The following is a 26,400-nucleotide window of genomic DNA, read 5'->3' as shown; positions in this document are numbered from 1 at the left end:
GCCGCCGCAGGCGGCCGAAGACACAGCCCTGACGGCTGGGAGGCGAACCACGCGGTCCTCGCCCATCTCGCGGAACACCGGGTGACGTACCGGCCGCTGTGACCGCCGGACGGAGTCCGGCACGCCGCCGCAGGCGGCCGAAGACACAGCCCTGACGGCTGGGAGGCGAACCACGCGGTCCTCGCTCATCTCGCGGAACACCGGGTGGCGTACCGGCCGCTGTGACGTGGTGCGGGGCGCTGCCGGGACGGCCTCTTGCGCGGGGCGGGACAATGGACGGTGGCCGGAATCCCACGGCGAGGATCCGACCACCGCACCACCCGGAGACCGGACCCGCCGGACCTCCGGGGAAGACGCAGTACGGCACAGCCGAACAGCACAGGCAGCACGGCACAGCAGGAGGCACACATGGCGGAGCCCGAACAACGCGAGCGGAAGCTGCGGCCTGCGCCGCTGCTCTTCGAGCCTTCCGATGCCACCGCCGACCCCGAGCACTTCTTCGACCTGGAGTCGATCGACGATCCGGCGGCGCTGCTCACCCGCGCCACCGAGCTGACACTGGCCTTCCGCGCGGCGACGGACCGGGCGGTCGAGTTCCAGGCGGTCGCCGCCGCGCAGCTCGCCGATCCGCGCCGCTTCGACCGGCTGACGGTGGCGGACATCGCCGAGCGCGCGCAGTGGACCGAGGACTACGCGAAGAAGATGGTCGAGTTCGGCCGGGACCTGCTGCGCGGAATGCCGACCTGACCAGCCGGCCGGCACACACCCGCCCACCGTGCCCCAGCCCGCCCAGCCCCCCGGGCATATGCCGATGGTCAGGGCCCGTCGGCAAGGCCGATGGGCAAGATACGCCTCCCCGCCCCTGCCTGTCCCGGTTTCTGCCAACCCAGCGGAACGGCACCCTCACTCCGGGTAGACCTGCCCGGTATGAGCGCATGGCAGCGAGACGACGACAGCACAGGAATCCGGTCCGGCAGAGGCTCCGGTCCTCGGGGCTCCGACATCCAGGGCTCAGGCATCCGAGGGGCGGGCATCAGCGGCTCGGGCATCAGCGGCTCGGGCCTTACCGGCTCAGGCATGAGCAGCCCCGGCACCAGCGGCTCCACGGCCGTCCGTTTCCCGGCCGAAAGGCCCTCCGCGGGGCTCGCGGCGCTCAGCCGGATCCTCGACGAGCAGATCGAACAGGGCGGGCAGCACGCCACAGCGGTCACCCCGGCCGGTGCGGGTTGGCTCGCCTCCGCCGCCCCGTACCCGCGCAGTGCGCTCTCGCTCTGGGAGTCCCGGCCCACCGCCCCGACCGTGCTGGACTGCGGCTCGGTCTTCGACGTGGTCAACGTCCCCGCGATCTTCGGCCGCCGGATGCTGGACACCCTGTGGTCGGAGGGCCCCGGATCGGGCCCGGTCGCGGGTCACCGGGGCCGGATGCTGCTCTTCGCCGCCCCGGGCACGGCCCAGCGGCTGCCGTCCCTGCTGCACTGGGAGGAGTGGGGCGACGCGGTGCCGCCGCTGCTCTGCCACGGCACCGGCGACGCGGTGACCGTACCGTCGCTGACCTCCTCCGTTCCCGGGTCGGGCCCGCGCTGGCTGGTGGCCCCCGACACCCGTCATCCCTGGCTGCCGGGGCCGGAGGTCATGCTCTGGGCCTGTGTCCGCGCGGCGCGTGCGGCGGCGGCACCGGCGACGAAGGCGGACGCCTTATCGATTTTTCCCCGCGCCGATCAGGGTGCTAAGGTCTACGACGTCAGCAGGCGCCGCTAGCTCAGTTGGTTAGAGCAGCTGACTCTTAATCAGCGGGTCCGGGGTTCGAGTCCCTGGCGGCGCACCGACAGAAGAAGCCCCTCGCGGAAGCGGGGGGCTTCTTCGTTGCGCACATCACGCACACCACCTCACACGACCGGCGTGATCTTGACCGTCCAGGCTCCCGACGGCGTACGGTCCGCCACCTCCACCTTCGTCCCGTTGCCGGGAACCGTGAACGTCTCCCCGACCCCGAGCGGCGCGTCGGCCAGCGGCGGGTAGACCGACTGCCCCCAGCAGCCCGAGCTGTGCGGATGGGTGTCGACCACCCGGACCGGGCCGTCACCTGAGGCCTGCTCCGCCGTCACCCGGTAGATGAGGATGCCCTCCGAGCAGGTTGACGCGTCGTTGCCGGCCGCCGTGCGCGCCTCCATGACGAGGGCGCTCTCCAGCCCGGTCCGCAGGACGATGAGCCGGGTCCCGGCCGTGTCGGTGCCGGGCGGCGGGGTCTCCTCCAGCGGTTCCAGCGTGTACATCCGGGCCTCGGTGCCGCGCACACAGCCGATCTGCCGCCGGTCCAGCCAGCCCAGCTTCCACTTCTGCCAGCCGAAGAAGTCGGGGGCCAGCCCGAACTGGCTACCCATGACGTCCCAGTCGCCCACATACGTGTCCCAGTCGCCCTTGTCGTCGGACGGGCGGTGGTAGAGGTCCGGCAGGTCGAGGACGTGCCCGGTCTCGTGGGCCAGCACATCGCGGTCCGGCGGGTGCCGCTCGAAGCCGGTGACGAAGCGCCGGATCTCCGTACCGTCGGCGTGCAGCGGGGTTTCCAGGTTGACCACCTTCGTGGCGTCCGAGTCGACACCCGGTGCGTCCGGGTCTGCGATCAGATAGACGAGGTCGTACTTGCTGAAGTCCACCGCCGGATCGGCCGCGGCCACCGCGTCCTGCAGATACGCGTCGCGCTCGTCCGCACTCCAGTCCCGCCGTATCGCGTACGCGGAGGCCGGCTTCGGCATCATCGTCCACTGCCGCATCGGGTGCGGCCGCAGGGTGAACTTCCCGTACGAGGCCCGCCGGAAGAAGGTGGTGGTCGAGGGGAAGTAGTCGGCCGCCAGCTCCTGCGGGGTGGTGTCCGGCGCGGACCCCGGGAAGGACAGGAAGATCATGACCGCGTTGAGCGCTCCGACCGGCCGGGGGTAGGCGGAGTTCCAGCTGTCGAGACCGACCGAGTGGTGGACGTCGGTGCGCGGCAGCGCGCACGGCCCCGCGCCGCCCACGGTCGCGACCGCCGGCCCCGCCACCAGGGACGTCGCGGTGAACGCCATGAACGAGACCAGGATGGCGGCGGCCTGCCGCAGACGGCGCCGGTCCACTCGCCCGGGCGCCTGCGGACGCTGCACGTGGACCTCCGGGTTCGGGGTGCGGGACACCCCACCCACCCTGGTCCGTTTATATGTTTATGTCCTGTCCAGCTGCCCCAGGCGAGTGATCGACCCGACACCCCGGTCCTTTACGGAAAGTCACAACCGATCACGTCAGAAAGACCCCGGACCACAGCCGCGCAGAAACGATCACCCTCGGGCGCGGGAAGGATCACTGTGCGCCAACGAGGCTGGAACGGTCCTTGCTTCAACCTCTATGATCGGCACACTTTCCCATGTGGACACGCGCATCCGGCGGTCCTCCACCACTCGGCCGACGAACCCCGGCCCCACCTGTTCGAGACGACTGCACCGCGGGAGCCAGCCGTGAACGGAACCCCTGAAGGACCGTCTCCGGTGCCGGGAACCGTCCGGCCACCGGTCACGGAGCGTCAGACCGTCGGCCGTACCGCAGCCGAGCTGCACGACTACCGCGCCGCCTTCAACACCGCACGGCTCGGTATGGCCGTCGTCGACCGCGAGGGACTGGTCGTCTCCGCCAACGCCGCGCTCGGCGGACTGCTCGGCACCGAGCCCGCGGCGCTGGCCAGGCAGGCCGCGGCCTGCCTCGTGGACCTCGCGGCTGACACCCGCACCTGGTACGCGTACCGCGAAGTGCTCCGGGGCCGCCGCTCCAGCTTCCGCTGCACCCGCCGTCTCAAGCACGCCGACGGCCACTCGCTCTGGGCCGAGGTCAGTGTCGCTCCTTTCCCTGACAGCTCCCAGGTGCTGCTCTCGGTCGCCGACGTCAGCGACCGGCGCGAACTCCGGGCCAGGCTGCGCCATCTCCAGATGCACGACCCGGTGACCCGGCTGCCCAACCGCACCCTGTTCTTCGAGCGGCTGTCGGCGGCGCTCGACCCGTCGGCGTGCGATCAGCCGGGCACCGGCCGGATCGGGCTCTGCTATCTGGACCTCGACGGCTTCAAGGCCGTCAACGACACGCTCGGCCACCGCTTCGGCGACCGGCTGCTCGGTGTCGTCGCCGCCCGGCTGACCCACTGCGCCGACCAGTCCGGTTACGGATGCGGCAGCGGCCATCTGGTCGCCAGGCTCGGCGGCGACGAGTTCGCCCTGCTGGTCGAGAACTCCACCGGTACGGACCAGCTCGCCGATCTGGCGGCCTCCGTACTGGCCGCGCTCCAGGAGCCGTTCGACCTCGGCGGCCAGCGGCTCTCGGTGTCTGCGTCGATCGGGGTGGTGGAGCGGCTCACCGAAGGCACCACCGCCACCGGCCTGATGCAGGACGCCGACACCACGCTGTACTGGGCGAAGGCGGACGGCAAGGCGCGCTGGACGCTCTTCGACCCGGAGCGCAACGCGCACCGGATGACCCGGCAGGCGCTCTCGTCCACGCTGCGGCCCGCCGTGGACGACGGTGAATTCGTGCTGGAGTACCAGCCGTTGGTGGATCTGGCGGACGGCGAGCTCAAGGGGGTCGAGGCGCTGGTGCGCTGGGACCATCCGCAGTTCGGCCGGCTGACGCCGAACCGGTTCATCGGGCTGGCCGAGGAGGACGGCTCGATCGTCCAGCTCGGCGCGTGGGTGCTGCGTACCGCCTGCCGGCAGGCGAGAACGTGGCAGCTCGAACACCCCTCCCGCCCGCCGCTGTTCGTGAGCGTCAACATCGCCGTACGGCAGGTGTGGGACTCCGATCTGGTCGCCGACGTCGCCGGGATTCTCGCCGAGACCGGTCTCGCGCCCGACCTGCTCCAGCTGGAACTGACCGAGTCGGCGGTGATGGGGTCGGCCGGGCGTCCCCTCCAGGCGCTCCAGGACCTCAGCGACATGGGCGTGCAGATCGCGATCGACGACTTCGGCACCGGCTACTCGAACCTCGCGTATCTGAGCCGGCTGCCGGTGTCCGTACTGAAACTGGACGGGTCGTTCGTCCACGGATTCCGCTATGACGCGGGCGCGCACCCGAACCCGGCCGACGAGATGATCGTCGAGGCGCTGGTCCAGCTCGCGCACCGGCTGGGGCTCACGGTCACCGCGGAGTGCGTGGAGACCGCGGGGCAGGCGACGCGGCTGCGCAGGATCGGCTGCGACACCGGGCAGGGTTATCTGTACTCACGGGCGGTGGCCCCGGAGGAGATCGGCGCCCTGGTGGCGGGCGCCGCCGCGCGGCGCCTGAGCTGACGCACCTGCTCCTGTCCGCGCTGCGGAAAGGGCCCGGTTACGTGAAAGGAGCCACTTCCGCGGAAAGGGCTCAGTGGGCGGTGAGGCCACCGTCGACCACGAGTTCGGAGCCGGTGACGAACGAGGACTCGTCGCCGGCGAGGAAAAGCATGGCCGAGGCGATCTCCTCGGCGCGGCCCGCACGGCGCATGGGGGTGCGCACGATGTCCGGTTGCTGGTCGCCCTGCTCGTCCAGGAGCTCCTGGATCATGGGCGTGGCGATGACACCCGGATGGATGGAGTTGACCCGTACCCCCTGGCGGGCGTATTCGACGGCGGCGGTCTTGCTCAGCAGGCGCACGGCGCCCTTGGACGCCTGGTAGGCGGCGGCGGCTCCGCTGCCCACGATCCCCAGGACGGACGAGGTGTTGATCACCGAGGCATTACCGGTGGAGCGGAGCAGGGGCATGGCGGCCCTCATACCGAGCCAGGTCCCCTTCTGGTTGATGTCGATGACCCGGTCCCACATCTCTTCCCGGGTGTCCTCGACACCCGGCCAGTCCACGATGCCCGCGAGGTTGACGAGAACGTCCAGCGTGCCGAACCGCTCGCGTACGGTGCTGAGCACTGTGTCCCACTCCTGGGCGGAGGAGACGTCCAGCACCGCGATCGCCACCTCCCCGCCGGCCCCCTCGATGCGCTGTGCCAGCGCGCTGAGGGGTTCCACGGCCACATCGGTGATGACCAGGCGGGCGCCTTCGCGGGCGAACAGCTCAGCGGTCGCCGCGCCGATCCCGCCCGTAGCGCCGGTGATCAGTGCGACCTTGCCGTCAAGTCGTTGTCCAGTCATGGTGGTGCTCTTCCTCTTTGATCGTGGTCTCGGTACAGCGGGGGGATGTCCGGTCAGGCGGCGGTGAAGCCGCCGTCGGCGGTGACAACCGCGCCCGTCATGAAGCTGGAGCGCGCCGAGGCGAGGAACCCGATGATCTCGGCGATCTCCTCCGGCTGCGCGACGCGGCCCAGCGGGTGTGCGGCGGCGAAGGAGCGCAGGTAGGCACGGCTGTCGTCACGGATGTTGTCGAGCAGGTCGGTCTCGATCACGCCCGGTGCCACCACGTTGGCCCGGATGTTGTGGGGGCCGCCTTCCAGGGCGATGACCTTCGTCAGCTGGGACAGGGCTCCCTTCGACGCGGTGTAGGCCGAGCCCTCGGGCAGCCCGACGGTGCAGGTGTAGGAGCCGACGTTGACGATCGCCCCGCCTCGTCCGTTCTCGCGCATCGTGCGGAACGCCTCCCGCGCATGGAGGAACGCGCCGCGGGCGTTGACGGCCATCAGGGCGTCCCAGTCCTCCGCAGTGGTCTCGGTGAACGGCTTGTTCAGCGTCCGCCCCGCGTTGTTGACCAGAATGTCCAGCCCGCCGAAACGCTCCCGGGCCAGTTCCACCGCCCGCAGGGCCGTGTCCTCCCGGGAGACGTCACCGACCAGGGTGGCCACGCCGTCGTACTCCGCGGTTAGGTTCTCCACCTCGGGCCGGATGTCCTCGGCCAGCACCCGCACCCCACGGGTATGCAGCCACGCCACAGTGGCTCTGCCCACGCCACGTGCGGCACCGGTCACCACCGCCACCGTGTCGCGCAAGGCGTCGTCACCCGGCACGGTACGCCGTCCGGTGTCTGTCGCCATCTTTGTTCTCCCTGTCAGAGGCTCTGCTGAGGTCTGCGGGTGGACGGAAGCAGTGCCTTGGCGGCATCGCGCGCCGTCCCCTCACCCGAGTCTGGGCGTCCGGCCGGCCGCCAACCAGGACGTCCGCCGCCTGGGTGTGCGGCACCCAGGCAGCACCTCGCAGGTATCGCCTACGCTGGGGATATGTCTGACAACGCCCTGGGAGACTTCCTGCGCGCCCGGCGCTCCGGCCTGCGGCCCGAAGACGTCGGCATGGCGAGCTATGGCGTACGCAGAGTCGCCGGGCTGCGCCGCGAGGAAGTCGCGGTTCTGGCCGGAGTGAACGCCGACTACTACACCCGGCTCGAACAGGGCCGCGAGCGCCACCCCTCTGCCCAGGTCCTTGACGCCCTCAGCCGCGCCCTGCACCTCGACACCGACGCCCGCGCGCACGCCCACCAGCTGGCCGGCACCGCACCGGCCTACCGGCCGGCGCAGCAGCGGGACGTGGTCAGCGCGGCACTGCGCCAGCTCATGGACGGGTATCCGAACACCCCTGCGTTCGTCCTCAACAGCGCCTTGGACATCCTGGCCGGCAACGCTCTGGCCGACGCCCTGTACTCGCCTTTCGACCCCGCGGACAACCTCGCCCGTATGACCTTCCTCGACCCCGCAGGCCGGGACTTCTACGCCGACTGGGAACGGAGTTCACAGGCCACCGTGGCCAACCTGCGCCAGGCGGCCGGCCTCGATCCCGACAACCCCCGGCTGCGTGTGCTCATCGAGGTACTGACCGAGCAGAGCGCCGACTTCGCCGCCCTGTGGCGGGCGCACACCGTGCGCGGCAAAACCCGGGACGCCAAACAGCTCAATCACCCCGACGTCGGTCCGCTCACCCTCACCTACCAGGCCTTCGACGTCCGCGACGCACCCGGCCTGCAACTCGTCATCTACCACGCCGAACCCGGCAGCCCCAGCGCCCAGGCGCTCTCCCTGCTCGGCACCATCGGCGCCACGCGGCGGCAGACAGCGCAGGGCCCGCCGGCCCGGTAGACAGCCCCAGCCGGCCGGACAGGGCCTTACCCGGGCAGCCCGTACGCGTCCGCGATCAGCTCGTACGAGCGCAGCCGCGCCTCGCCGCCGTGCGCGTTGGCCGTGATCATCAACTCGTCGGCGCCCGTGCGCTTCTGGAGGTCGTCGAGACCGGAGCGGACCTCGTCGGCGGTCCCGGTGATGATGTTGCTGAGCCAGCCGTCCACGAACTCCCGCTCCATCGGGCTGAATTCGTACGCGGCCGCCTCTTCGGGCGTCGGCACGAGCCCCGGCCGACCGGTGCGCAGCCGGACCATCGACAGCGCGCCGGTGAGGATCTGCCGGTGGGCCTCCTTCTCGTCGTCGGCCGCGAGGGCGGCGACGCCGATCACCGCGTACGGGCTGTCCAGCACCGCCGACGGCCGGAAGGTCTCGCGGTAGAGGTCGAGCGCCGGGATGGTGTTCTGCGCCGAGAAGTGGTGCGCGAAGGCGAACGGCAGCCCGAGCGTGCCCGCGAGCCGTGCGCTGAAGCCGGACGAGCCGAGCAGCCACACCGGCGGCCGGCCCGCCGGGCCCTGGACCGGTCCCGGCACGGCGTGGATCCGGGCGTACCGGTGGCTGTCCGGGAAGCTGTCGTCCAGGAACCTGATCAACTCGGCCAGCTGCTGCGGGAATTCGTCGGCTCCCTCGTGCAGCCGGTCGGAGCGGCGGAGCGCGGCCGCGGTGGCCCCGTCGGTGCCCGGCGCCCGGCCGAGGCCCAGGTCGACCCGGCCCGGGGCCATCGCCTCCAGCGTGCCGAATTGCTCGGCGATCACCAGGGGCGCGTGGTTGGGCAGCATCACACCGCCTGAGCCGAGCCTGATGCGGTCGGTGTGGGCGGCGAGGTGCGCGAGCAGCACGGCGGGCGACGAGGAGGCGACCCCGGGCATGGAGTGGTGCTCGGCCACCCAGTACCGGTGGAAACCACGCCGCTCGGCGAGCTGCGCGATCTCCACTCCGGTACGGATGGCCTGGGTGGCGGTGCGCCCCTCACCCACGGTCACGAGGTCCAGTACGGAGAGGGGTACGGGGGCGGTTCCGGCCGCCTTGCCTTGAATCGAGTCCACCGCGCTGGGCCTTTCTGGTTGTCGGCCAGGTACAGCGGCAGCAACAGGGGACGGTCTCCGGTTATTCCCGCGCGCACCCACCTGGGGCACGCCTTTCCGGGTCACACTCGCGCGGGGCACGCCACCCGGGGCACGCCTTCCCGGGTCACACTCGCCCGGCCCGGGTCACATCCGGGCGGGCGAACAGCTTCCCGAGCCGCTCCCCGGGGACCTTCCGGTCCGCCAGCCGCAGCCCCTCCCACACGGACACCTGGTTCGCCGTGAGCACCGGCTTGCCCAGGACCTGCTCCAGCTCCTGCACGTAAGCCGCCGTGTGCAGTGCGGTGTCGGGCAGCAGCAGCAGCTCAGCGGAGGGGTGGTCCCCCGACAGCGCCAGTTCGATGACCTCGTCCCGGCCCCAGGTGCCGACCTCGGCCGCGGTGATGATGCCGCTGCCGCGGGTCGCCGTGACGTCCACGTCCGCCGCCTTGAGGAAGGCGGCGAAGTACGCCGCCACGTCCTCCGGATACGTCGCGGCGATGGCCACCTTCTTCGCCCCGAGGTACTGGATCGCGTGCGCGAAGGCGAAGGACGTACTGGAAGCGGGCATTCCGGCCGCGAGTGCCAGATCCCTGACCTGCTTCTGCGCGCCGTCCCAGCCGTAGACGAAGCTGCCGCTCGTGCACGCCCACACCACTGCCTCGGCCCCGGAGAGCCGCAGCTCCTCGACGCCTGCCGCGAGCCGGTCCGTCGCACCCATCTCGATGAGCGCGTCCACCCGGTGCGCGTCCTCGCCGATGTCGGTGTGGACGACGGACAGTCTCACGTCGGACGCCAGGAGCTGCTCGATGCGCTCGTAGTCGTCCTCCGCGGAATGCCCCGGGTAAAGGAACCCGACCGCTGTCATGTCCAGCCTCCCTGCTCTTCGGGCGGATCTTCTGCCAGTGCGGTGGCGGGCTCCGGCGCGGCCAGGGGTGCCGGTGCCGGTTCGGGCACCGCCTCGAGCACCGGCTCGGGCGCGGACTCGATCAGCAGCCGCTGGTACGGACCGACGGCGTGGGCACCGATACAGCGCAGCGCCGCCCACATCGTGACCTGGTTCGCCGAAAGCACCGGCATCCGCAGCTCCGCTTCGAGCTGCGGGATCACGTCGTACGTCGGAAGGTTGGTACAGCTGATGAAGAGCGCGTCCGCCGAACCGATCACCGCCTGCCGAGCCATGTCCACCACATCCCGGTACGGGACCTTCCAGATGTGCCTGGTCAGGCCGAGAAAGGCCCGCCCGGTGACGACTGTCCCCGCTTCGCCGAGGTATTCCTCCAGGGAGGACGTCACAGATTCAGTGTAGGGCGTGACCAGCGCGATCCGCCGGACACCGAGCTCCCGGAAAGCCTCCAGGAGAGCGCCCGACGTGGTGATCGACGGCAGGTCGCTCGCCGCGGTCATCGCCGTACACATCGCCCGTTCACCGGCCACTCCGCCGACGAAGCTGCCGCTGGTGCAGGCGTACGCCACGACCTGCGGGGCGACCGCGCCCAGCGCCCGGACCGCCTCGCGGAGCGTCTCGTGCTCACTGACCAGCCGGGCGAGATCCAGGGAGACTTCGACCGGTACGAAGGGGGTACGTGTCAGATGGAGCGAGACGTCGTCCGGCACCCACCGCCACAGCTCCCTGTCGAGAGCGAAGTCAAAAGGGGCGACGACACCCACACCGCGTTGTGGCTGTGGTCCGCCGAGAAAGGAGATGTCCATTACTGCCCCCCAAGTGATGTGGGTGAGGCCGTTGTGCTTCTGCTGTCGACGGTAGGGTCACGGCGCGAGCCCGGTCAATCAGTACATGTCAGACGTTGCAATCTGCTTACTCCGGCGAAACCCGGCCGCCCCCTGTCGAAGGACCGCGCAGATGCCCGAAATCGCTGAACAGAGCGCCGAACCGACCCTTCTCGTGCTGGACGCCGACCCGCCGCCGCGCCTCGGAAAACTTGCCGGCCGGGCGAACATCGTGCACGCCGACGCCCACACCATCGGCGGCCAACTCCCCTATGCGGACGTCCTGCTGGTCTGGGACTTCCTCTCCGACGCGGTCCGCAGAGCATGGCCGGGCGAGGGCCCGCGCCCCCGCTGGGTGCATACCGCGAGCGCCGGGGTGGACCACCTCCTCTGCCCCGAACTGGCTGCTTCGGACACCGTGGTGACCAACGCCCGCGGGATCTTCGACCAGCCGATCGCGGAGTATGTCGCGGGCCTCGTCCTCGCCTTCGCCAAGGACCTCCCCGGCACGCTGGAGCTCCAGCGCCGCCGGCGCTGGCAGCACCGCGAGACACGTCGCGTCGCCGGGACGCGGGCGGTGGTCGTCGGTTCGGGGCCCATCGGCCGGGCGATCGGCGCCACGCTGACGGCGCTCGGGGTCCGGGTGGCGCTGGTGGGCCGGACCGCGCGCGGCCGGGTGCACGGCACGGACGAGCTGGACCTGCTGCTGCCCCGCGCCGACTGGGTGGTCTGCGCCGCGCCACTCACGGACGCCACCCGCGGCATGTTCGACGCGCACGCCTTCGGCACCATGCAGCCGTCCGCGCGCTTCATCAATGTGGGGCGCGGAGCGCTCGTCGTCGAGGACGACCTGGCCGAGGCGCTCGGGAAGCGCTGGCTGGCCGGCGCGGCGCTCGATGTCTTCGCGGAGGAACCGCTGCCCCCCGGCAGCCCGCTCTGGGACGTCCCCGACCTGGTGATCTCGCCGCACATGAGCGGCGACACCGTCGGCTGGCGCGACGACCTCGGCGAGCAGTTCCTCGATCTTTACGACAAGTGGGCGAACGGAGAGCCCCTGCCGAACGTGGTCGACAAGAAACGTGGGTACGTCCACAGCCATGACTGACCTCTGCGACCTCACCGCCCGACAACTCCTGGCCGGCTACCGGAAGGGCACCTTCACCCCGGTCGACGCGGCCCGTGCCGTGCTGCACCGGGCCGAGGTGGTCCAGCCCGGGGTGAACGCCTTCGTCCGGATCGACTCGGCCGCGGCCCTGGAGCAGGCCGAGTCGTCGGCGGGGCGCTGGCGCGCCGGTGAGCCGCAGGGGCTCCTCGACGGCGTGCCGGTCACGGTCAAGGACATCCTGCTGCTGCGCGGGGAGCCGACGCTGCGCGGGTCGAAGACCGTACGGCCGGATGGGAACTGGGACGAGGACGCGCCGTCGGTGGCCCGGCTGCGGGAGCACGGCGCGGTCTTCATCGGCAAGACGACGACGCCCGAGTTCGGCTGGAAGGGCGTCACGGACTCCCCGCTCCACGGGGTGACCCGCAATCCGCACGACGCCAGCCGCACAGCGGGCGGCTCCAGCGGTGGTACGGCGGCGGCGGTGGCGCTGGGGGCAGGGCCGATGGGGCTGGGGACGGACGGCGGGGGTTCGGTCCGTATCCCGGCGTCGTTCTGCGGGATCTTCGGCCTGAAGCCGACGTACGGACGGGTCCCCCTGTATCCGGCGAGCGCCTTCGGGACGCTCGCGCACGTCGGGCCGATGACCCGGGACGCGGCGGACGCCGCACTGATGATGGATGTGATCGGCGGCCCCGATCCGCGCGACTGGTCGCAGCTGGCGCCGCCCGACGGCAGTCTGCGCACCGGTCTCGACGGCGGGGTGAAGGGGCTGCGGATCGCGTACTCACCGGCCTTCGGCGGCCAGGTCGCTGTCGACGCCGGGGTGGCGTCGGCGGTCCGGCACGCCGTCAGCCGCCTCGCCGAGCTGGGCGCGTACGTCGAGGAGGCCGATCCCGACCTCACCGATCCGGTGGCCGCCTTCCACACGCTGTGGTTCAGCGGGGCGGCCAGGGTGGCGGAGCATCTGAGCCGCGAGCAGCGCGAGCTGCTGGATCCGGGGCTGCGGGAGGTCGTCGAGGAGGGCGAGCGGTACTCGGCGCTGGACTATCTGGCGGCGGTGGACGTACGGATGGAACTGGGCCGCCGCATGGGCCTCTTCCACCAGCGGTACGACCTGCTGGTCACTCCGACCGTGCCGGTCACCGCCTTCGAGGCGGGACTTGAGGCTCCCCGGGACTCGGGGCACCGGCGCTGGACGGGGTGGACCCCGTTCACGTACCCGTTCAACCTGACCCAGCAGCCCGCGGCCTCGGTGCCCTGCGGGACGGACGCGGCGGGGCTGCCGGTCGGGGTGCAGCTGGTGGGCGCACGCCATGCGGACGCGGTGGTCCTGCGGGCCGCCCATGCGCTGTACGAGGCGGGGGTGGCTCAATCCAGCCCGTCCGGGGTTCGATGACCAAGGGCCCTGAGCAGCACCCCGAAGGCGCCTATGTCCGGCGGAAGTTGAGTGTTTCGCCGGTCGCGCCGGAGCGCCAGAGGTCCTGGCATGCCTCCGCCATCCGGTCGAGCCCTTCCACCACCGTGCCCCACACGATCCCCGGCACCCAGCCCGTGTCCCCGTTGATGAGCAGGTTGTTCCGCTCGTAGAACAGGGCCAGGTCGACCACCGTCGTGCGCCCGCGGTGGTCGGCCGCTGTCTCGTATCCGTACGAATCCGTGCCCAACACCGTCTCGGAGAAGGTGAAATAGCACAGATCCCCGGGAATGGGGGTAACCGTCGGGTTCTCCAGTGGCGGCTCCTGCGGCGCGAAGCCGGGGACCAGGGCGTAGATCTCGTTGCGTGCGTACTTCGCGTGATAGACGTCCCCGCCCAGCGGAAGCGCGTCCCACACCGCCGCACAGGTCACCGGCGCCTTGTCGTCGAGGAGCTTCGCCGTGCAGCTCACACCGCGCTTGTCGAGGGACAGTTCCACGAATCGATCGCTCATCCCCCCATGGTTTCCCCCTGGGCCCCCACGCGGTCAAGGCCGCCTCTCCGTAACACGGGGCTGAAATTGACCGGCATACCTCGGCGGGGGGCGGGTAGCCGCGCGCCCATGGCTTCACCACCAGGGAACGACTCAGGAAGCACCACAAGACGCCTCATTCGACCCATCGAGTCCATACGCCGCCGTTCACTTCTGCTCGGCATGGCCGGTCTGGGCGCCGCGGGGGCGCTCGGGGCAGCCGGCTGCGCCCGGGTACCGACCGGGGACACCCTCGCCAGGCTCAAGTCACAGGGCACGGTCAGGCTCGGCATCGCGGGTGAGGTGCCGTACGGGTACATCAATGAGCAGGGGGACTTCACCGGCGAGGCCGTGGAACTCGCGAAGATCATCTTCAAACGGCTCGGTGTCGGCCATGTTCAGCCGGTGGCAACGGACTTCGCCTCCCTCATACCCGGGCTCAACTCGCAGCAGTTCGACTGCGTATCGGCCGGGATGTACATCAACAAGGACCGCTGCCAGCAGGTCATCTTCGCCGATCCCGAGTACCAGATGCTGGATGCCTTCATCGTCCGCAAGGGCAACCCGAAGGACCTGCACACCTACGAGGACTGCGTGAAGGCCAAGGCGAAGTTCGCCACCGGTACCGCGTACGCCGAGATCGCCTACGCCGTGGCAGCCGGTTACAAGGAGAAGGACATCGTCATTCTCCAGGACCAGGTGGCGGGTCTGAACGCCGTCGAGTCAGGCCGGGTCGATGTCTTCGCCGGTACCGCGCTGACCGTCCGCGAGGTGGTGAAGAAGAGTCACAAGGCCGAGTCCACCAAGGCCTTCGCGACCACGATCGACGGCAAGAAGAAGGTCGACGGCGGCGGGTTCACCTTCCGCCGCACCGACACCTCGCTCCGTGACGCCTTCAACGTCGAGATCCACAAGATGAAGAAGAGCGGCGAACTCTTCCGGGTGCTGCGGCCGTTCGGCTTCACCAAGGACGAGATGACCACGCTGACGGCCAAGGAGCTGTGCGCATCATGACGTCCGGACTGTGGCAGCACTGGGTGCTTCCGGGCATCTGGATCACCATCCAACTCACCATATACAGCGCCGCTCTGGCCGTCGCAGTGGCCTTCGGCATCGGCATGGCACGCCACCACCGCTCCCGCCTGGTGCGCTTCCTGGCCGGCTTCTACACCGAGATCTTCCGCGGCACCTCGTCTCTCGTGCTGATGTTCTGGATCTTCTTCGTGCTGCCGAACCTGTTCGGCTGGGCGCTGGTGCCGATGTGGGCCGCGGTGCTCGCCCTGGGTCTCTCGTACGGGGCATACGGCGCCGAGATCGTCCGCGGCGGGCTGAACGCGGTCGCCCCCGCTCAGCGCGAGGCGGGTGTCGCGCTCAACTTCACCCCGTGGCAGCGGATGCGGCTGATCCTGCTGCCGCAGGCGATACCCGAGATGATGCCGCCGTTCTCGAACCTGCTGATCGAGCTGCTCAAGGGCACGGCCCTGGTCTCGCTGCTGGGTGTCGGGGATGTGTCGTTCGCCGCCTACCTGGTGCGGCTCGCCACGCAGGAGAGCTCCAAGATCTACTCCGTGGTCCTGGTCATCTACTTCGTCATCGCGTTCGTACTCACCCGTGGGATGCGGGCACTTGAGCGCAAGACCCGGGCCAATCTCGGCCTCACGGCCACCGGAGGTGCCCGATGAACAGCTGGGACTGGTCCGCCGTCGCGGACTTCATGCCACGTTTCTGGGACGGGCTGCTCACCACCCTCCGGATTCTGGTGCTCGGCTCGGTGCTCTCCTTCGCACTGGGTCTGGTCTGGGCGCTCGGCTACCGGGTGAAGACACGTTTCGTACGGTGGCCGGTGAACTTCATCACCGAGTTCATCCGCAACACCCCCCTGCTGGTGCAGCTGTTCTTCCTCTTCTTCGTGCTTCCCGAGTGGGGCGTCCAGTTCTCCGCGCTGACCACCGGCACCGTCGCGATCGGCGTGCACTACTCGACGTACACCGCCCAGGTCTACCGGGCCGGCATCGACGCGGTACCGGTCGGGCAGTGGGAGGCGGCCACCGCGCTCTCCCTGCCCCGCGCGCGCACCTGGACCGCGGTGATCCTGCCGCAGGCGATCCGCCGGGTGCTTCCCGCGCTCGGCAACTACGTCATCGCGATGTTGAAGGACACCCCGCTGGTCGTCGCGATCAGCGTGCTGGATCTGCTGGGTCAGGCCCGCCTGCAGGGCGGCATGACCTTCCAGTACAACGAGGCGCTCACCGTCGTCGGCGTCGCCTTCATCGTCATCGCCTATCCGGCATCTCTTCTTGTACGAGCCCTGGAGCGCCGCCTTGTCCGCTGACGCGAACGCCAACAGTCCCGAGCCCACCAACAACACCGACAACACCATCAATACTGGCAGCACCGGCAGCACCGGCAGCACCGACACTGCCGGGGCCGGCAAGGCGGCCGAGGCCATCAAGACCCCGGCGAAGCCGGTCACCACGAACGAGCTGATCCGCTTCACCAACGTCACGAAGCGGTTCGGCGAGAACACCGTCCTCGACAACCTCTGCTTCTCGGTCCAGCCGGGCAAGCACGTCACCCTGATCGGACCCTCCGGTTCCGGGAAGACGACGATTCTCAGACTTCTGATGACGTTGCTCAAGCCCGACGAAGGGGTGATCACCGTCAACGGCGATCAGCTCTACCCCTCGAAGGGCGAGAAGCAGATCCGGGAGGTGCGCAAGAACATCGGCATGGTGTTCCAGCAGTTCAACCTGTTCCCGAACATGTCGGTGCTGCGCAACATCACCGAGGCCCCGGTCCGGGTCCTCGGGATGTCCAAGGACGAGGCAGCCGAACGCGCCAAGGGCCTGCTCGACCTGGTCGGACTCGGTGACCGCGCGGACGCCAAGCCCAACCAGCTCTCCGGCGGCCAGCAGCAGCGCGTCGCCATCGCCCGCGCGCTGGCGATGCGTCCGCAGGTGCTGCTGCTCGACGAGGTCACATCCGCGCTCGACCCGGAGCTGGTGGCCGGGGTGCTCGACGTGCTGCGCGACATCGCCCGGACGACCGACATCACCATGCTGTGCGTCACGCACGAGATGAACTTCGCCAGGGACATCTCCGACGACGTGCTGATGTTCGACTCCGGGAAGGTGATCGAGTCCGGTTCTCCGGAAAAAATCTTCAGCGACCCGGAGCACGAACGTACGCGCGAGTTCCTCAGCGCAGTGCTCTGACCTGAGACTCCCGGACGGAACCAGGACTCTGGCATATGCCATGGTGGCGCGCCCCAGCTTGACGGCATGGGGCGCGCCGGTAAGTCATCAACAGGCCCCCCACAACGGGCCCTTGGCGGCTATCGTGGTACGCGAGCAAGCGGTCACAACCTGTAGGGGGAACCGTGGCGCTGAAGCCCGAGCCGACCGCGCCGTTCCATTCGGTGCAGTACGCGCTCCGCGTACTGGAGACCGTCTCCAGGTACGGCGGGGGCGTGACCGATGCCGACATCGCACGTGAGACCGGCCTGCCCACCTTCCACCTCTCCGCCCTGCTGCTGATGCTGCGCCGCGAGGGGTACGTCGAGCAGGTCAGCGACGGTGCGTACGTCATCGGCGACTCGCTCGTCCTTCTCGGCTCCGGCGCAACCCGCGAGACGGCGCTGCAGGCCAAGCTCCAGAACACCCTGGACCAGCTGCGGGACTCGGTCGGTGCCGCCATCTACATCAGCCGGTACATCGACGGCGAAATGAAGATCACCCAAGTTGCCGACGGGCCACTGACGCCCGCGGTCCAGGAGTGGGTGGACTTCCGCTCGTCGGCCCACGCCAGCGCGGCCGGCAAGTGCCTGCTGAACCAGCTCGACCAGAACGGCCGCCGCGACCACATCTCACGCCACAAGATCGCCCGCCTCACCTCGAAGACGATCACCAGCGAGCGGGTCCTCTTCTCCAAGCTGGACGCCCAGCCGGCCACGGTCCCGGTGCTGGACATCCAGGAGTACGCGGTGGGCACGGTCTGCGCCGCGGTGCCGCTCACCGCGGGCTCCACCGTCGGATGCCTGGCCCTTTCACTGCCGATCGAGCACGCCCACCGGCTGCGGGCGGCGGCGGACTCGCTGAACCGGCAGGCCGCTCCCGTAGTGCTCTCGCTCACCATCTGAGGCCGGTTCCGGGGGCGATGGCCCACCATCCGAGGCCGGTTGCCGGGGCGTCCCCGACGTGATCCCGACCTGGTTTGGAGCACCCCGCCGGACCAGCTACTATTTCCGAGTCAGCAGGCGCCGCTAGCTCAGTTGGTTAGAGCAGCTGACTCTTAATCAGCGGGTCCGGGGTTCGAGTCCCTGGCGGCGCACCGACAGAAGAAGCCCCTCGCGGAAGCGGGGGGCTTTTTCGTGTCCTTTTCCGCCCGGAGCACCCTCACCTTCCTGCCGGGACCACCTTCACCTCCCCGCCGCCCCGCGCGCCATACAACTGTATTACACACACGTACTAGACAAGTGTCTATGGCGCTCGTACAGTCGCCGCCATGAGTCAGCCGACGAACGACGCGAGTTCGACGAACCCAAGCCGCACCCCACGCCCACTGCCGACAGCCGGCGCCGGCCGCAAGGAGTGGACCGCCTTCGTCGTCCTGCTCCTGCCGCTACTGCTGGTTTCGATGGATGTGTCCGTCCTGTTCTTCGCCATCCCGTCCATCACCCGGGAGCTCGACCCGAGCAGCACCCAGCAGCTCTGGATCTTCGACATCTACGCCTTCGCCCTGGCCGGGCTGCTCATCACGATGGGCTCGCTGGGCGACCGGATCGGCCGCCGGAAACTGCTGTTGTTCGGAGCCGCGGCCTTCGGTGTGGCCTCCATCGGGGCCGCGTACGCACAGAGCGCCGAGATGCTCATCGCCGCACGGGCCCTGCTCGGTGTCGGCGGAGCGACGCTGATGCCCTCCACCATGGCGCTGATCCGGAACATGTTCACCGACACCAAGCAGCGCTCGAAGGCGGTCGGCATCTGGTCGGGCGCCATGGCCGGCGGGATCGCGCTCGGTTCGGTGATGAGCGGCATCATGCTGGAGCACTTCTGGTGGGGCTCGGTCTTCCTGATCAATGTGCCCGCGATGGTGCTGCTGCTGGCCCTGGTCCCCCTCCTGGTACCGGAGTTCAAGGACCCGGAGCCCGGCAGGTTCGATCTGCTGAGCGTGCCGCTGTCGATGGGGTCCGTGCTTCCGGTGATCTACGGCGTCAAGGAGACGGCCGCGCACGGAATCAGTGTTGCGATGCTGCTGTGCGTCCTGGCGGGACTGGCCGTGGGCACGGTCTTCGTACGGCGGCAGGGCTCCGGCCGCTCCACCATGATCAGCCGCGCGCTGTTCCAGGAGCGCGGCTTCGGCGCCGGGATCACGCTCAACGCGCTGGCCGCGTTCGCCATGATGGGGTCCTCGTACTTCACCACGCAGTACCTCCAGTCGGTCCTCGGGATGAGCACGATGGAGGCCGCGCTCTGGTCCCTGGCCCCGTCGGTCTCGGTGGGGATCGCCGCGCCGGCCGCCACCGCCGTCGCCCAGCGGGTGCGGCGGTCATCGGTGGTGGCCGCCGGGTTCGTCATCGCGGCGGCCGGGTTCGTCGTGCTGAACCTCACCGGTACGGACTCGCTGTGGCTGCTGCTGGCCGGTGCCGCCATCAGCAGCTGCGGCATCGTGACCGTAATGGCGCTGGTCGCCGACATGGCACTCGCATCGGCCCCCGTCGAGAAGGCGGGTTCGGCCGCGTCACTCCTGGAGACGGGGCAGGAGTTCGGCGGGGCGATGGGCATGGCGCTCCTCGGCTCGATCGGCACGGCGGTCTACCGCGCCGACATTCCGGCGTCGGCGCCCCACCAGGTACGGGAGACGCTGGGCGGGGCGCGGGCCGCCGGGGGCCCGGGCATGGTGGATCTGGCACGGGAGGCGTTCGTGCACGGGATGCACTTCGCGGCGGCGGGCGGCGCGGCGCTGCTGCTGGCGGGGGCGGTCCTGACCGTGGTGCTGCTGCGGGGACGGAAGAACCCGGTGGGACGGGAGGCGGCCGGTGCTTCGGCGGAGCTGGCGGCGTAGGCCCGGCGGGACGGGACTCGGGGTGGATGAGGGAGATGGGGCCCGTCTGCTGGAGGGGCCGGAACCGCTACCTGGTCAGCAGGTCGGCTCGGCCCTGCGCCCCGTACTCCGCCATCAGCCGTTCCACGTCCTCCGCTGTCAGCCGGCCGTATCCCCCGTCCGCCGCCCGCCACACCGGGTCCCCGCAGCGGATGCCCTCCCGGCGCAGCCCCACACGGTGCACCTTGTTCGTCGCCGTGACCGGCATCGCGGGAACGACGCGTATGTACGACGGCGCCATCTTCGTGCCCAGGTCGGGCTGTTCGCGCAGGAAGTCCGCGAAGGCCACCGGGTCGAAGGCGGCGCCCTCGCGCAGGGCGAGCGCCGCCATCACCTGGTCGCCGGCCACCGGGTCGGGTACCGCGTAGACCGCGACCGCCGCCGCGTCCTTCCAGCGGGCGAGGATGTTCTCGATCACGGCGGCGGCCAGGTTCTCGCTGTCGACGCGCAGCCGGTCGTCCGTACGGCCCGCGAAGTAGAGGAAGCCGTCGGCGTCGCGGTAGAAGAGGTCGCCGGTCCAGTACCAGCCACCGCGCCTGCGGTCCGCGTCGGCGGCCTCGTTGCGCCAGTACCCCTCGAAGGGGTTGGCGCCCCGGTTGACCAACTCCCCTATCGCATCAGTGCCGTTGGTGAGGCGGCCACGCTCGTCGAAGACGGCACGGGGGCGCTCGTCGAGCGTGTCAGGGTCGACCACCGCCAGATCGTCACCCGGTGCCGGACGGCCGATCGCACCCGGGGGTGTGCCGGGGGTGTGCTGGACGGCCGCGCCGCCCTCGGACGACCCGTAGCCCTCGATCAGCCGCACGCCGAACCGTTCGGCGAAGCGCGCAGCGTCCACCGCCCCCGCCTCCGTACCGAAACCGGTCCGCAGCGGGTGCGCGCGGTCGTCGGGGCGCTCGGGGGTGGCCAGCAGGTACTGCACCGCGCGGCCGACATAGGTGAAGTACGTGGCGCCGTGGGCCCGTACGTCGTCCAGGAAGCGGGAGGCCGAGAAGCGGGGGCGCAGCGCGACGGCGGCGCCGGCCGCCACGGCGGGGGCCCAGTTGGCGATCACCGCGTTGCCGTGGAAGAGCGGCATGCAGATGTAGTGGACGTCGTCCTGGCCGGTCCCGAAGTGCGTGACGAGCGACTGACCGGCCGCCGCCAGCCGCCCCTGGGTGCAGATCGCGGCCTTGGGGGCGCCCGTGGAACCCGATGTGAAATAGAGGAGCATCCGCGCGGACGGGGACACCGGCGCCGCGACCGCTTCGCCGGGGACGGCGTCCGCGTACGGGGCGAGCAGCTCGCGGTAGGCGTCGGAGTCGGTGACCAGCATCCGTACGCCCGGCAGTTCCAGGCCGTCGAGCAGCGGCAGCAACTCCCGTGAGGTGATCAGTACCCGGCAGTCGGTGTGCACGATGTCGCGGGCCAGTTCGGCCCCGCGCCGCGTCGGGTTGATCCCGGCGACGGCGGCCCCCGCGAGGGCCGCCGCGCTCAGCCAGAGCGGGAACTCCGGGGTGTTGTGGAGCAGCACCCCGATGTGGGGCTCGGCTCCGGCCGGGAGCAGATCCACGAGAAGCGCGGCCCGCGCGGCAGCGCCCGAGGCGACTTGATGGTGGCTCAGGACCAGTTCACCGGAGCTCAGGCCCGGCCGCCGGTCGCCCCATTGACGCTGTACGAGCTCCGCGAAGGTGTCTGCGCTCCTCATGGCGGAGCAGGGTAACTGACAGGCCGTCAGAACTGAATGGCCGACAGCGCACCGCATCGAGCCGCCGGCACCGCACCGTCAGAAGCTGACGTCCGAGCAGGCATAGAACGCGTTGCCCGTGTCGGCGATGTTCCACACGGCCAGGATCATGTGGTGGCCGGTTTTCTGGGTGGGGATGGTGCCCTGCTGCGAGACGGTTCCCGGCGGTTGCTGACCGCCGTACGGGACCGTCATGAACGGCTGCGGTTCGAGGTCGGCCCTGGTGAGCGGCCTGGAGTCGTCCCAGCCGTTCTTGGTGATGAAGTACTCGAAGTCGGTCGTGGCGTGCCGGGCGGTGAACTGCCAGCGAAATGTGTACCCCTGGCCGCCCGTGAGCTTGGTGGTGGGCCAGGCGCCGCCGCCCGGCGTCTTCGCCCCGTCCAGCTGGGCGAAGTCGTCATGCGCGCCGGAGCAGATCTTCCCGTCGGCGGGCCCGGCGCCGGGGAACCCCTTGGGGGCCTCGACGCTCTGCGGTTCGTACTGGATGGCACCGCAGTTGGTGACGGTGCCGTTGGCACAGAGCTTCTGGCGGCTGATGGGCTGGTCGGTGTATCCGTGACTGCTGGCGCTGCCGGTGGCGAACAGGGAGACACCCGCCACGGCAAGGCCGACCACGGCCGCGCCTAACTTCTTGCGCATGCTGCACTCCTCGGAACTTGGGGGAGTTCGATGTGCCGAGCTGCGGTCTAGACCAAGGCTCAGAGTATGGACGTCGGTTCGCCGTGTCCATATCAAACACGCGTCCCTATCAAACAGAGGCCTGCACCAATTCCGAGGGCAGGCAGTCCGGGGGAGTGGGGAAGTGCGGCGAGGCGCGAGGACGGCGGCCCCTTGGAGGAGGCTCAGGAAGGAGTGCCGCTGCGTCCCGAGTAGAAGGCGACCGTCAGATCCCTGACGAGCGCGTTGCGTTCATACGCGTCCAGCTCGACGAGCCCGCGCGCGGTCAGCCGGGTCACCGTGTCGTCCACCGCGTCCACCACCGAGGTCAGCACGGCGTCCCGGTGCCGGGCGTCGATCGCGGCGACCCGGCTCCGCTGCATCGCGCCCGCGACCTCCGGGGCGTACTCGATCCGGGTCGGCTGCGCCGAGAACACCTCGATGCCGACCGGGAACAGCTCCGCCCTCACCATCCGGGTCAGCGAGTCACCGACCGCCTCGCTGTCTCGCAGCGTCGGACCGTCCTCGTGGAAGGCGTCGGCCGGCAGCTGCGAGAGCACCCGGGCCGTCGCCGCCTCCATCTGCTCGCCCAGATACGCCTCGTGGTCCTCCACCGCGTACGCGGCCCGGGCCGTGTCCCTGATCCGCCACACCACCAGGACGACGGCGCGCAGGGCGGTGCCGTCGGCGTCGACGGCGGGCAGCGGCTCGCTGCGCCAGTGCCGCAGCCGTACGTCGACCCGGTGGCGCAGCACCAGCGGGCTCACCCACACCAGCCCGGTCCGGCGCACGCTCCCCCGGTAGTCGCCGAAGAGCGAGAGGACCCACGCGTGGCCGACCCGCCCGCGTCCGAGCCCGCCGAAAGCGAGAAGCGCCAGCGCACCCAGCACGGCGAGCACCGCGCCCGCGCCGGGCCCGATCCCGTCGTACGGCACCGTGTCCAGCCGCAGCAGTGCGGCCACCGGGGCCGGAACCGCCCCGGCCCTCCACAGCACGACCGCGAAACCGGCGAGTGCGAGGGCGCCGCCGAGCAGCGCGACTGGTCCGGGCAGCGAAGGGCCGGGGCGCTCGGCGAGCCGGGGGTCGACGGACGGTGCGGACCTGGCGGAGCTCTGGACGCGGTTGTCCGTCCGGGCCGGACGCCGTTTCGGCCCGGCGGGGCTCCCGGGATGCCCCGCGGGCCGGCCCGTCGGTCCGGCAGGATCGGCCTGCCTGCCGAGCCCGGTGCGCTCACCGGCTGCTGCTGTCGTCTCGGTCATGCGAAGAGTCGCCTCCATGTCTCGGGGCCGGGATATCCGTTGGCCGCCCTGCCGGTCCATCCCTGGGCCCGCTGGAACGCCTGGACATTGCGCCGGTCCGCCTCGGTCCACCGGGGCCCGGGACCTGCCGTGTAGTACTTGCCGAAGCCCTTCTTCACCAACTGCTTGCCGAGCTGCTCCACGTGGGGCCCGGACTGCCCCCGCTTGAAGAACCTGGCACCGGGAAAGGCCGCGCCAGGCGGTGCGCCGGCATGGCGGGCGGGGGTGCTGGAGTGACGGGCCGGGGTGGTGCCGGTATGAGCTGGGGTCTTGGGGCCGGCGGGGGCTTTGATGCCAGCGGGGTTGCTGGTGCTGGAGGGGGCCGCGGGGCTCGCGTGGTCGGCGGGGGCGGCAGAGGTGATGGTGCCGGCGGGACTGCTCGCAGTAGTGGGGCTGCTGGTGCCGGCAGAGCTGGTGGTACGAGCGGGACTGCTCGCACCGGTGGAGCTGCTGGTACCAGCAGGGTTCCCCTTCCCACCGGCCCCGGTGGTGGGACGGCTGCTGCCGGTGGTCCTGCTCTTCCCAGCGGCCGGCATGTTCTTGCCGCCGCCCTTCACCAGCAGGTTCCAGGTGGTTCGGCCGGGCAGCCCGTCCGCCTCGGAGCCGGTCCACCCCTGGGCCCGCTGGAACGCCTGGGTGGCCCGTCGGTCGGCCTCGCCCCACCTCGGGCCGGGACCCCGCCGGTAGAAACGGCCGCCACCGCGCGCGACGAGCATCCGGCCGAGCCGGGTGACGTTGGCGTTCTTCGCCCCCTTCCCGAAGGACTTCGCCCCGGGGTAGGCGGTGACCGGCCGGGAACCGCCGCCGCCGGTCCTGAGCCCCTTGTAGCGGTAGGGCACATAGCGGCCGGAGTGGGACCAGTAGGCGTACGGCGTGGACTGCGCGCGGGTGTGCGGCCGCGTCTGCTCGTACGCAAGGTAGGAGGTGTGGGCGGAGTTGGTCCAGCCGCCGAAGACGGTGACGTGGGAGCCCTTGTTCGGGTTCGCCGGGTTGTGGAACAGCAGGATGTCGCCGGGCCGGAGATCGCTCTTCTTTATCCGCCTCCCGTACTGGGCCAGGTTTCCCGTCCATTCGTTCCCGTCCAGCCCCCAGGCCATCGACACGAAGCCCGAGCAGTCCTGCCGGTACCCGTCCTTCCAGTTCTTGTCCATGCGGTACGGGACCTTGGCCGCCACCCACTTCGCGGCGCGGCTGATGATCGCCGACCTGGTGGTGGCGGGCAGCTTCGCGGGCTCGACGGGCGCCGCAGCCGGCTCCTGGCCCTGACCGCCGGGGCCGGGAGAGGCAGCCGCGACCGTCCCCCCGCCGAGTACCACTCCGGCGGCGGTCACCAGCACGAGCGCGCGCCGCGCGCCGTGGGCCGCCGGGTGTCCGCCCTCTCTCAGCGAGAGGGTGTGGGAAGCCGAGCGGCGCCACTCGGCGCACCCCGCACAGCCGCAGTCGCTCGGAGGTTCGTACTCCTCGAAGACCGGAACCGTCATACGTGTCCCCTCCGCGTTGTTGAAGTTGCGCAAAGGCGCATCTGCATGATCGTCAGCTTCTCAACTATGCGGATGAATCGCATTTTGACGGGATGAATGGGAGAAAACGAACATATGACCCGTCGCCGCCATGAGGTCCGGAGCACCTCCGCCGGTCCGGTAAAGTTCTCCAGGTCAGCAGGCGCCGCTAGCTCAGTTGGTTAGAGCAGCTGACTCTTAATCAGCGGGTCCGGGGTTCGAGTCCCTGGCGGCGCACGCGATACCGAAGCCCCCCACCTCACAGTGGGGGGCTTCGGTCGTTCATCTCCTCCCCTCCTCTCCTCCCCCCGGGCCCCGGTCCGCCCCAATGCCGCCTGGACCACATGGAGTTGGCGCCCGGCCGATGCGCTGACCCCACCACCCCACTTCGCTCCCCGCCGCCGCACACGGCAGACCGGAGGGGCGCCCGGCCGGGCGCCCCTCCGGTGAATCCCCACGGTGGACCTCAAGCGGATCAAGCGAAATAATTCGGCCGAGTAGATCAAACAGGTCACAGAGGCCGGGCAAGCAGGACAGGCCGGACGGAGACAGCCCCACGCACCCCGCCGCTCACTTCTTCGGCACACCCGTGAGGTAGGCCGAGACCACCACATTGGCGCTGTAAGCCCGCGTCGTACGGTCGAACGAGCCGCCGCAGGTGATCAGCCTCAGCTCCGCGCGGCCCTGCACCCGCTCCCCATAAGCCTTCTTCGCGTTGAAGTGGCTGCGCTGAAAGACCTGGACATCGTCGATGGTGAATTCGCTGACCGCGCCGTCGGAGCCCGTCACCCGCACCTTCTCGCCGGGACGGACCGCGCTCAGGCCGTAGAAGACAGCTTTCCTGGTGTTCGTGTCGACATGGCCGACCAGCAGCGCGGCCCCGACCGCGCCCGGACGGGTGCCGCCGCCGAACCAGCCGACCTCGTCCGGCGCCTCGAACGGCGGCGGGTCGATCGCACCATGGGCGTCGAGCCCGCGCGGCACGACCGGTGCGTTGATCCCCACTGATGGGATCTGCACCCGCCGCGGCCGCTCTCCCGCGAGCGGGGCATGGGCCGGGGGCAGCGTGACGCCGAGCGGACGTCCCACCGCTGCCACATCGCCGGTCTTCGGCCCCGAGCTCCCCTCGGGGCCTTCGGTGATCTGGCGGCCCCAGAGCCACAGCCCGAGCAGCAGTACGGCCCAGGCGACCCCGGTCAGCAGCCGACCGCTTCCCGATGACGAACCCTCGGACGTCAT

23 protein-coding genes, 3 tRNA genes and 1 pseudogene are annotated in these 26,400 nt (G+C 70.3%); 15 read left to right on the top strand and 12 right to left on the bottom strand.

The genetic code is table 11. The features are described from left to right. Window positions 1-408: 408 nt before the first annotated feature. From OG452_RS22895 to OG452_RS22885, 3 genes are all read left to right on the top strand, one after another. Window positions 409-747 (top strand): hypothetical protein, encoded by a 339-nt coding sequence (locus OG452_RS22895; protein WP_327297458.1) that lies wholly within the window; start codon window positions 409-411, stop codon window positions 745-747. A 330-nt stretch (window positions 748-1,077) separates the two neighbouring features. Beyond that, window positions 1,078-1,758, top strand: a complete 681-nt coding sequence (locus OG452_RS22890) for a bifunctional DNA primase/polymerase (protein WP_327297457.1) — start codon at window positions 1,078-1,080, stop codon at window positions 1,756-1,758. Next, window positions 1,749-1,822 (top strand) — tRNA-Lys (locus OG452_RS22885). The genes OG452_RS22890 and OG452_RS22885 overlap by 10 nt, the downstream gene beginning before the upstream one ends. A gap of 64 nt (window positions 1,823-1,886) precedes the next feature. Here the strand turns inward: OG452_RS22885 and OG452_RS22880 are convergent. Next, window positions 1,887-3,137 (bottom strand): M6 family metalloprotease domain-containing protein, encoded by a 1,251-nt coding sequence (locus OG452_RS22880; protein ID WP_327299738.1) that lies wholly within the window; start codon window positions 3,135-3,137, stop codon window positions 1,887-1,889. Window positions 3,138-3,515: 378 nt separating this feature from the next. Between OG452_RS22880 and OG452_RS22875 the strand changes: the two genes are divergently transcribed. Next, window positions 3,516-5,300: a putative bifunctional diguanylate cyclase/phosphodiesterase gene (locus OG452_RS22875; RefSeq protein WP_327297456.1), complete on the top strand. Its 1,785-nt coding sequence runs from the start codon at window positions 3,516-3,518 to the stop codon at window positions 5,298-5,300. 70 nt (window positions 5,301-5,370) lie between these two features. On the opposite strand, the gene OG452_RS22870 is transcribed toward OG452_RS22875, so the two are convergent. Further along, window positions 5,371-6,129, bottom strand: a complete 759-nt coding sequence (locus OG452_RS22870; RefSeq protein WP_327297455.1) for an SDR family NAD(P)-dependent oxidoreductase — start codon at window positions 6,127-6,129, stop codon at window positions 5,371-5,373. A 53-nt stretch (window positions 6,130-6,182) separates the two neighbouring features. Then, window positions 6,183-6,962 carry an SDR family NAD(P)-dependent oxidoreductase gene (locus OG452_RS22865; protein WP_327297454.1) on the bottom strand — a complete coding sequence of 260 codons (780 nt, stop codon included), beginning with the start codon at window positions 6,960-6,962 and terminating at the stop codon, window positions 6,183-6,185. A 183-nt stretch (window positions 6,963-7,145) separates the two neighbouring features. Between OG452_RS22865 and OG452_RS22860 the strand changes: the two genes are divergently transcribed. After that, window positions 7,146-7,994 carry a helix-turn-helix domain-containing protein gene (locus OG452_RS22860; RefSeq protein WP_327297453.1) on the top strand — a complete coding sequence of 283 codons (849 nt, stop codon included), beginning with the start codon at window positions 7,146-7,148 and terminating at the stop codon, window positions 7,992-7,994. Window positions 7,995-8,020: 26 nt separating this feature from the next. Here OG452_RS22860 and OG452_RS22855 read toward each other — a convergent pair whose 3' ends face one another. From OG452_RS22855 to OG452_RS22845, 3 genes are all read right to left on the bottom strand, one after another. Continuing rightward, window positions 8,021-9,079: an LLM class flavin-dependent oxidoreductase gene (locus OG452_RS22855; protein ID WP_327297452.1), complete on the bottom strand. Its 1,059-nt coding sequence runs from the start codon at window positions 9,077-9,079 to the stop codon at window positions 8,021-8,023. Between the two features lie 145 nt (window positions 9,080-9,224). Then, the gene (locus OG452_RS22850; protein ID WP_327297451.1) at window positions 9,225-9,965 is read right to left on the bottom strand and encodes a maleate cis-trans isomerase family protein; all 741 of its coding nucleotides are present in this window, start codon (window positions 9,963-9,965) and stop codon (window positions 9,225-9,227) included. After that, complete coding sequence (locus OG452_RS22845) at window positions 9,962-10,810, bottom strand: maleate cis-trans isomerase family protein (RefSeq protein ID WP_327297450.1); 849 nt, start codon at window positions 10,808-10,810, stop codon at window positions 9,962-9,964. The genes OG452_RS22850 and OG452_RS22845 overlap by 4 nt, the downstream gene beginning before the upstream one ends. Before the next feature lie 151 nt (window positions 10,811-10,961). Between OG452_RS22845 and OG452_RS22840 the strand changes: the two genes are divergently transcribed. Together OG452_RS22840 and OG452_RS22835 are read left to right on the top strand one after the other, a co-directional pair. Then, the gene (locus OG452_RS22840; RefSeq protein WP_327297449.1) at window positions 10,962-11,933 is read left to right on the top strand and encodes a D-2-hydroxyacid dehydrogenase; all 972 of its coding nucleotides are present in this window, start codon (window positions 10,962-10,964) and stop codon (window positions 11,931-11,933) included. Next, window positions 11,926-13,329: an amidase gene (locus tag OG452_RS22835; protein ID WP_327297448.1), complete on the top strand. Its 1,404-nt coding sequence runs from the start codon at window positions 11,926-11,928 to the stop codon at window positions 13,327-13,329. Before OG452_RS22840 ends, OG452_RS22835 begins: the two co-directional genes overlap by 8 nt. Before the next feature lie 31 nt (window positions 13,330-13,360). On the opposite strand, the gene OG452_RS22830 is transcribed toward OG452_RS22835, so the two are convergent. Beyond that, a complete protein-coding gene (locus OG452_RS22830; protein ID WP_327297447.1) occupies window positions 13,361-13,861 on the bottom strand; it encodes a DUF3830 family protein in 501 nt (166 codons plus the stop codon). 201 nt (window positions 13,862-14,062) lie between these two features. Between OG452_RS22830 and ehuB the strand changes: the two genes are divergently transcribed. From ehuB to OG452_RS22795, 7 genes are all read left to right on the top strand, one after another. Beyond that, on the top strand, window positions 14,063-14,893 hold the full coding sequence (ehuB, locus tag OG452_RS22825; RefSeq protein WP_327297446.1) for an ectoine/hydroxyectoine ABC transporter substrate-binding protein EhuB: 831 nt from the start codon (window positions 14,063-14,065) through the stop codon (window positions 14,891-14,893). Beyond that, the gene (gene ehuC, locus OG452_RS22820) at window positions 14,890-15,561 is read left to right on the top strand and encodes an ectoine/hydroxyectoine ABC transporter permease subunit EhuC (RefSeq protein WP_327297445.1); all 672 of its coding nucleotides are present in this window, start codon (window positions 14,890-14,892) and stop codon (window positions 15,559-15,561) included. The genes ehuB and ehuC overlap by 4 nt, the downstream gene beginning before the upstream one ends. Beyond that, window positions 15,558-16,211, top strand: a complete 654-nt coding sequence (gene ehuD, locus OG452_RS22815) for an ectoine/hydroxyectoine ABC transporter permease subunit EhuD (protein WP_327297444.1) — start codon at window positions 15,558-15,560, stop codon at window positions 16,209-16,211. Before ehuC ends, ehuD begins: the two co-directional genes overlap by 4 nt. A gap of 115 nt (window positions 16,212-16,326) precedes the next feature. Then, window positions 16,327-17,094, top strand: a complete 768-nt coding sequence (gene ehuA / locus OG452_RS22810; RefSeq protein WP_327299737.1) for an ectoine/hydroxyectoine ABC transporter ATP-binding protein EhuA — start codon at window positions 16,327-16,329, stop codon at window positions 17,092-17,094. Between the two features lie 164 nt (window positions 17,095-17,258). Further along, entirely contained in the window at window positions 17,259-18,017 is a 759-nt protein-coding gene (locus OG452_RS22805) for an IclR family transcriptional regulator (RefSeq protein WP_327297443.1), read from the top strand. Between the two features lie 117 nt (window positions 18,018-18,134). Continuing rightward, window positions 18,135-18,208, top strand: a tRNA-Lys gene (locus OG452_RS22800). Window positions 18,209-18,382: 174 nt separating this feature from the next. Then, window positions 18,383-19,942: an MFS transporter gene (locus OG452_RS22795; protein WP_327297442.1), complete on the top strand. Its 1,560-nt coding sequence runs from the start codon at window positions 18,383-18,385 to the stop codon at window positions 19,940-19,942. Window positions 19,943-20,009: 67 nt separating this feature from the next. Here the strand turns inward: OG452_RS22795 and OG452_RS22790 are convergent, their stop codons facing one another. The 4 genes and pseudogenes from OG452_RS22790 to OG452_RS22775 form a co-directional block, all read right to left on the bottom strand. Then, entirely contained in the window at window positions 20,010-21,668 is a 1,659-nt protein-coding gene (locus OG452_RS22790) for an AMP-binding protein (protein ID WP_327297441.1), read from the bottom strand. Between the two features lie 78 nt (window positions 21,669-21,746). Next, window positions 21,747-22,346, bottom strand: a complete 600-nt coding sequence (locus tag OG452_RS22785; protein ID WP_327297440.1) for a lytic polysaccharide monooxygenase auxiliary activity family 9 protein — start codon at window positions 22,344-22,346, stop codon at window positions 21,747-21,749. Between the two features lie 203 nt (window positions 22,347-22,549). Further along, window positions 22,550-23,581: pseudogene (locus OG452_RS22780) on the bottom strand (SPFH domain-containing protein); the annotation flags it as partial. 38 nt (window positions 23,582-23,619) lie between these two features. Further along, complete coding sequence (locus OG452_RS22775) at window positions 23,620-25,143, bottom strand: peptidoglycan-binding protein (protein WP_327297439.1); 1,524 nt, start codon at window positions 25,141-25,143, stop codon at window positions 23,620-23,622. Window positions 25,144-25,324: 181 nt separating this feature from the next. Here OG452_RS22775 and OG452_RS22770 point away from each other — a divergent pair. Next, a tRNA-Lys gene (locus tag OG452_RS22770) sits at window positions 25,325-25,398 on the top strand. Window positions 25,399-25,731: 333 nt separating this feature from the next. Here OG452_RS22770 and OG452_RS22765 read toward each other — a convergent pair. After that, complete coding sequence (locus OG452_RS22765; RefSeq protein WP_327297438.1) at window positions 25,732-26,400, bottom strand: class F sortase; 669 nt, start codon at window positions 26,398-26,400, stop codon at window positions 25,732-25,734.

Source organism: Streptomyces sp. NBC_01197 (assembly GCF_036010505.1).
Lineage (GTDB): Bacteria > Actinomycetota > Actinomycetes > Streptomycetales > Streptomycetaceae > Streptomyces.
The sequence above is the reverse complement of the archived record's forward strand: the minus strand, read 5'-3'. Positions and strand labels throughout refer to the sequence as shown.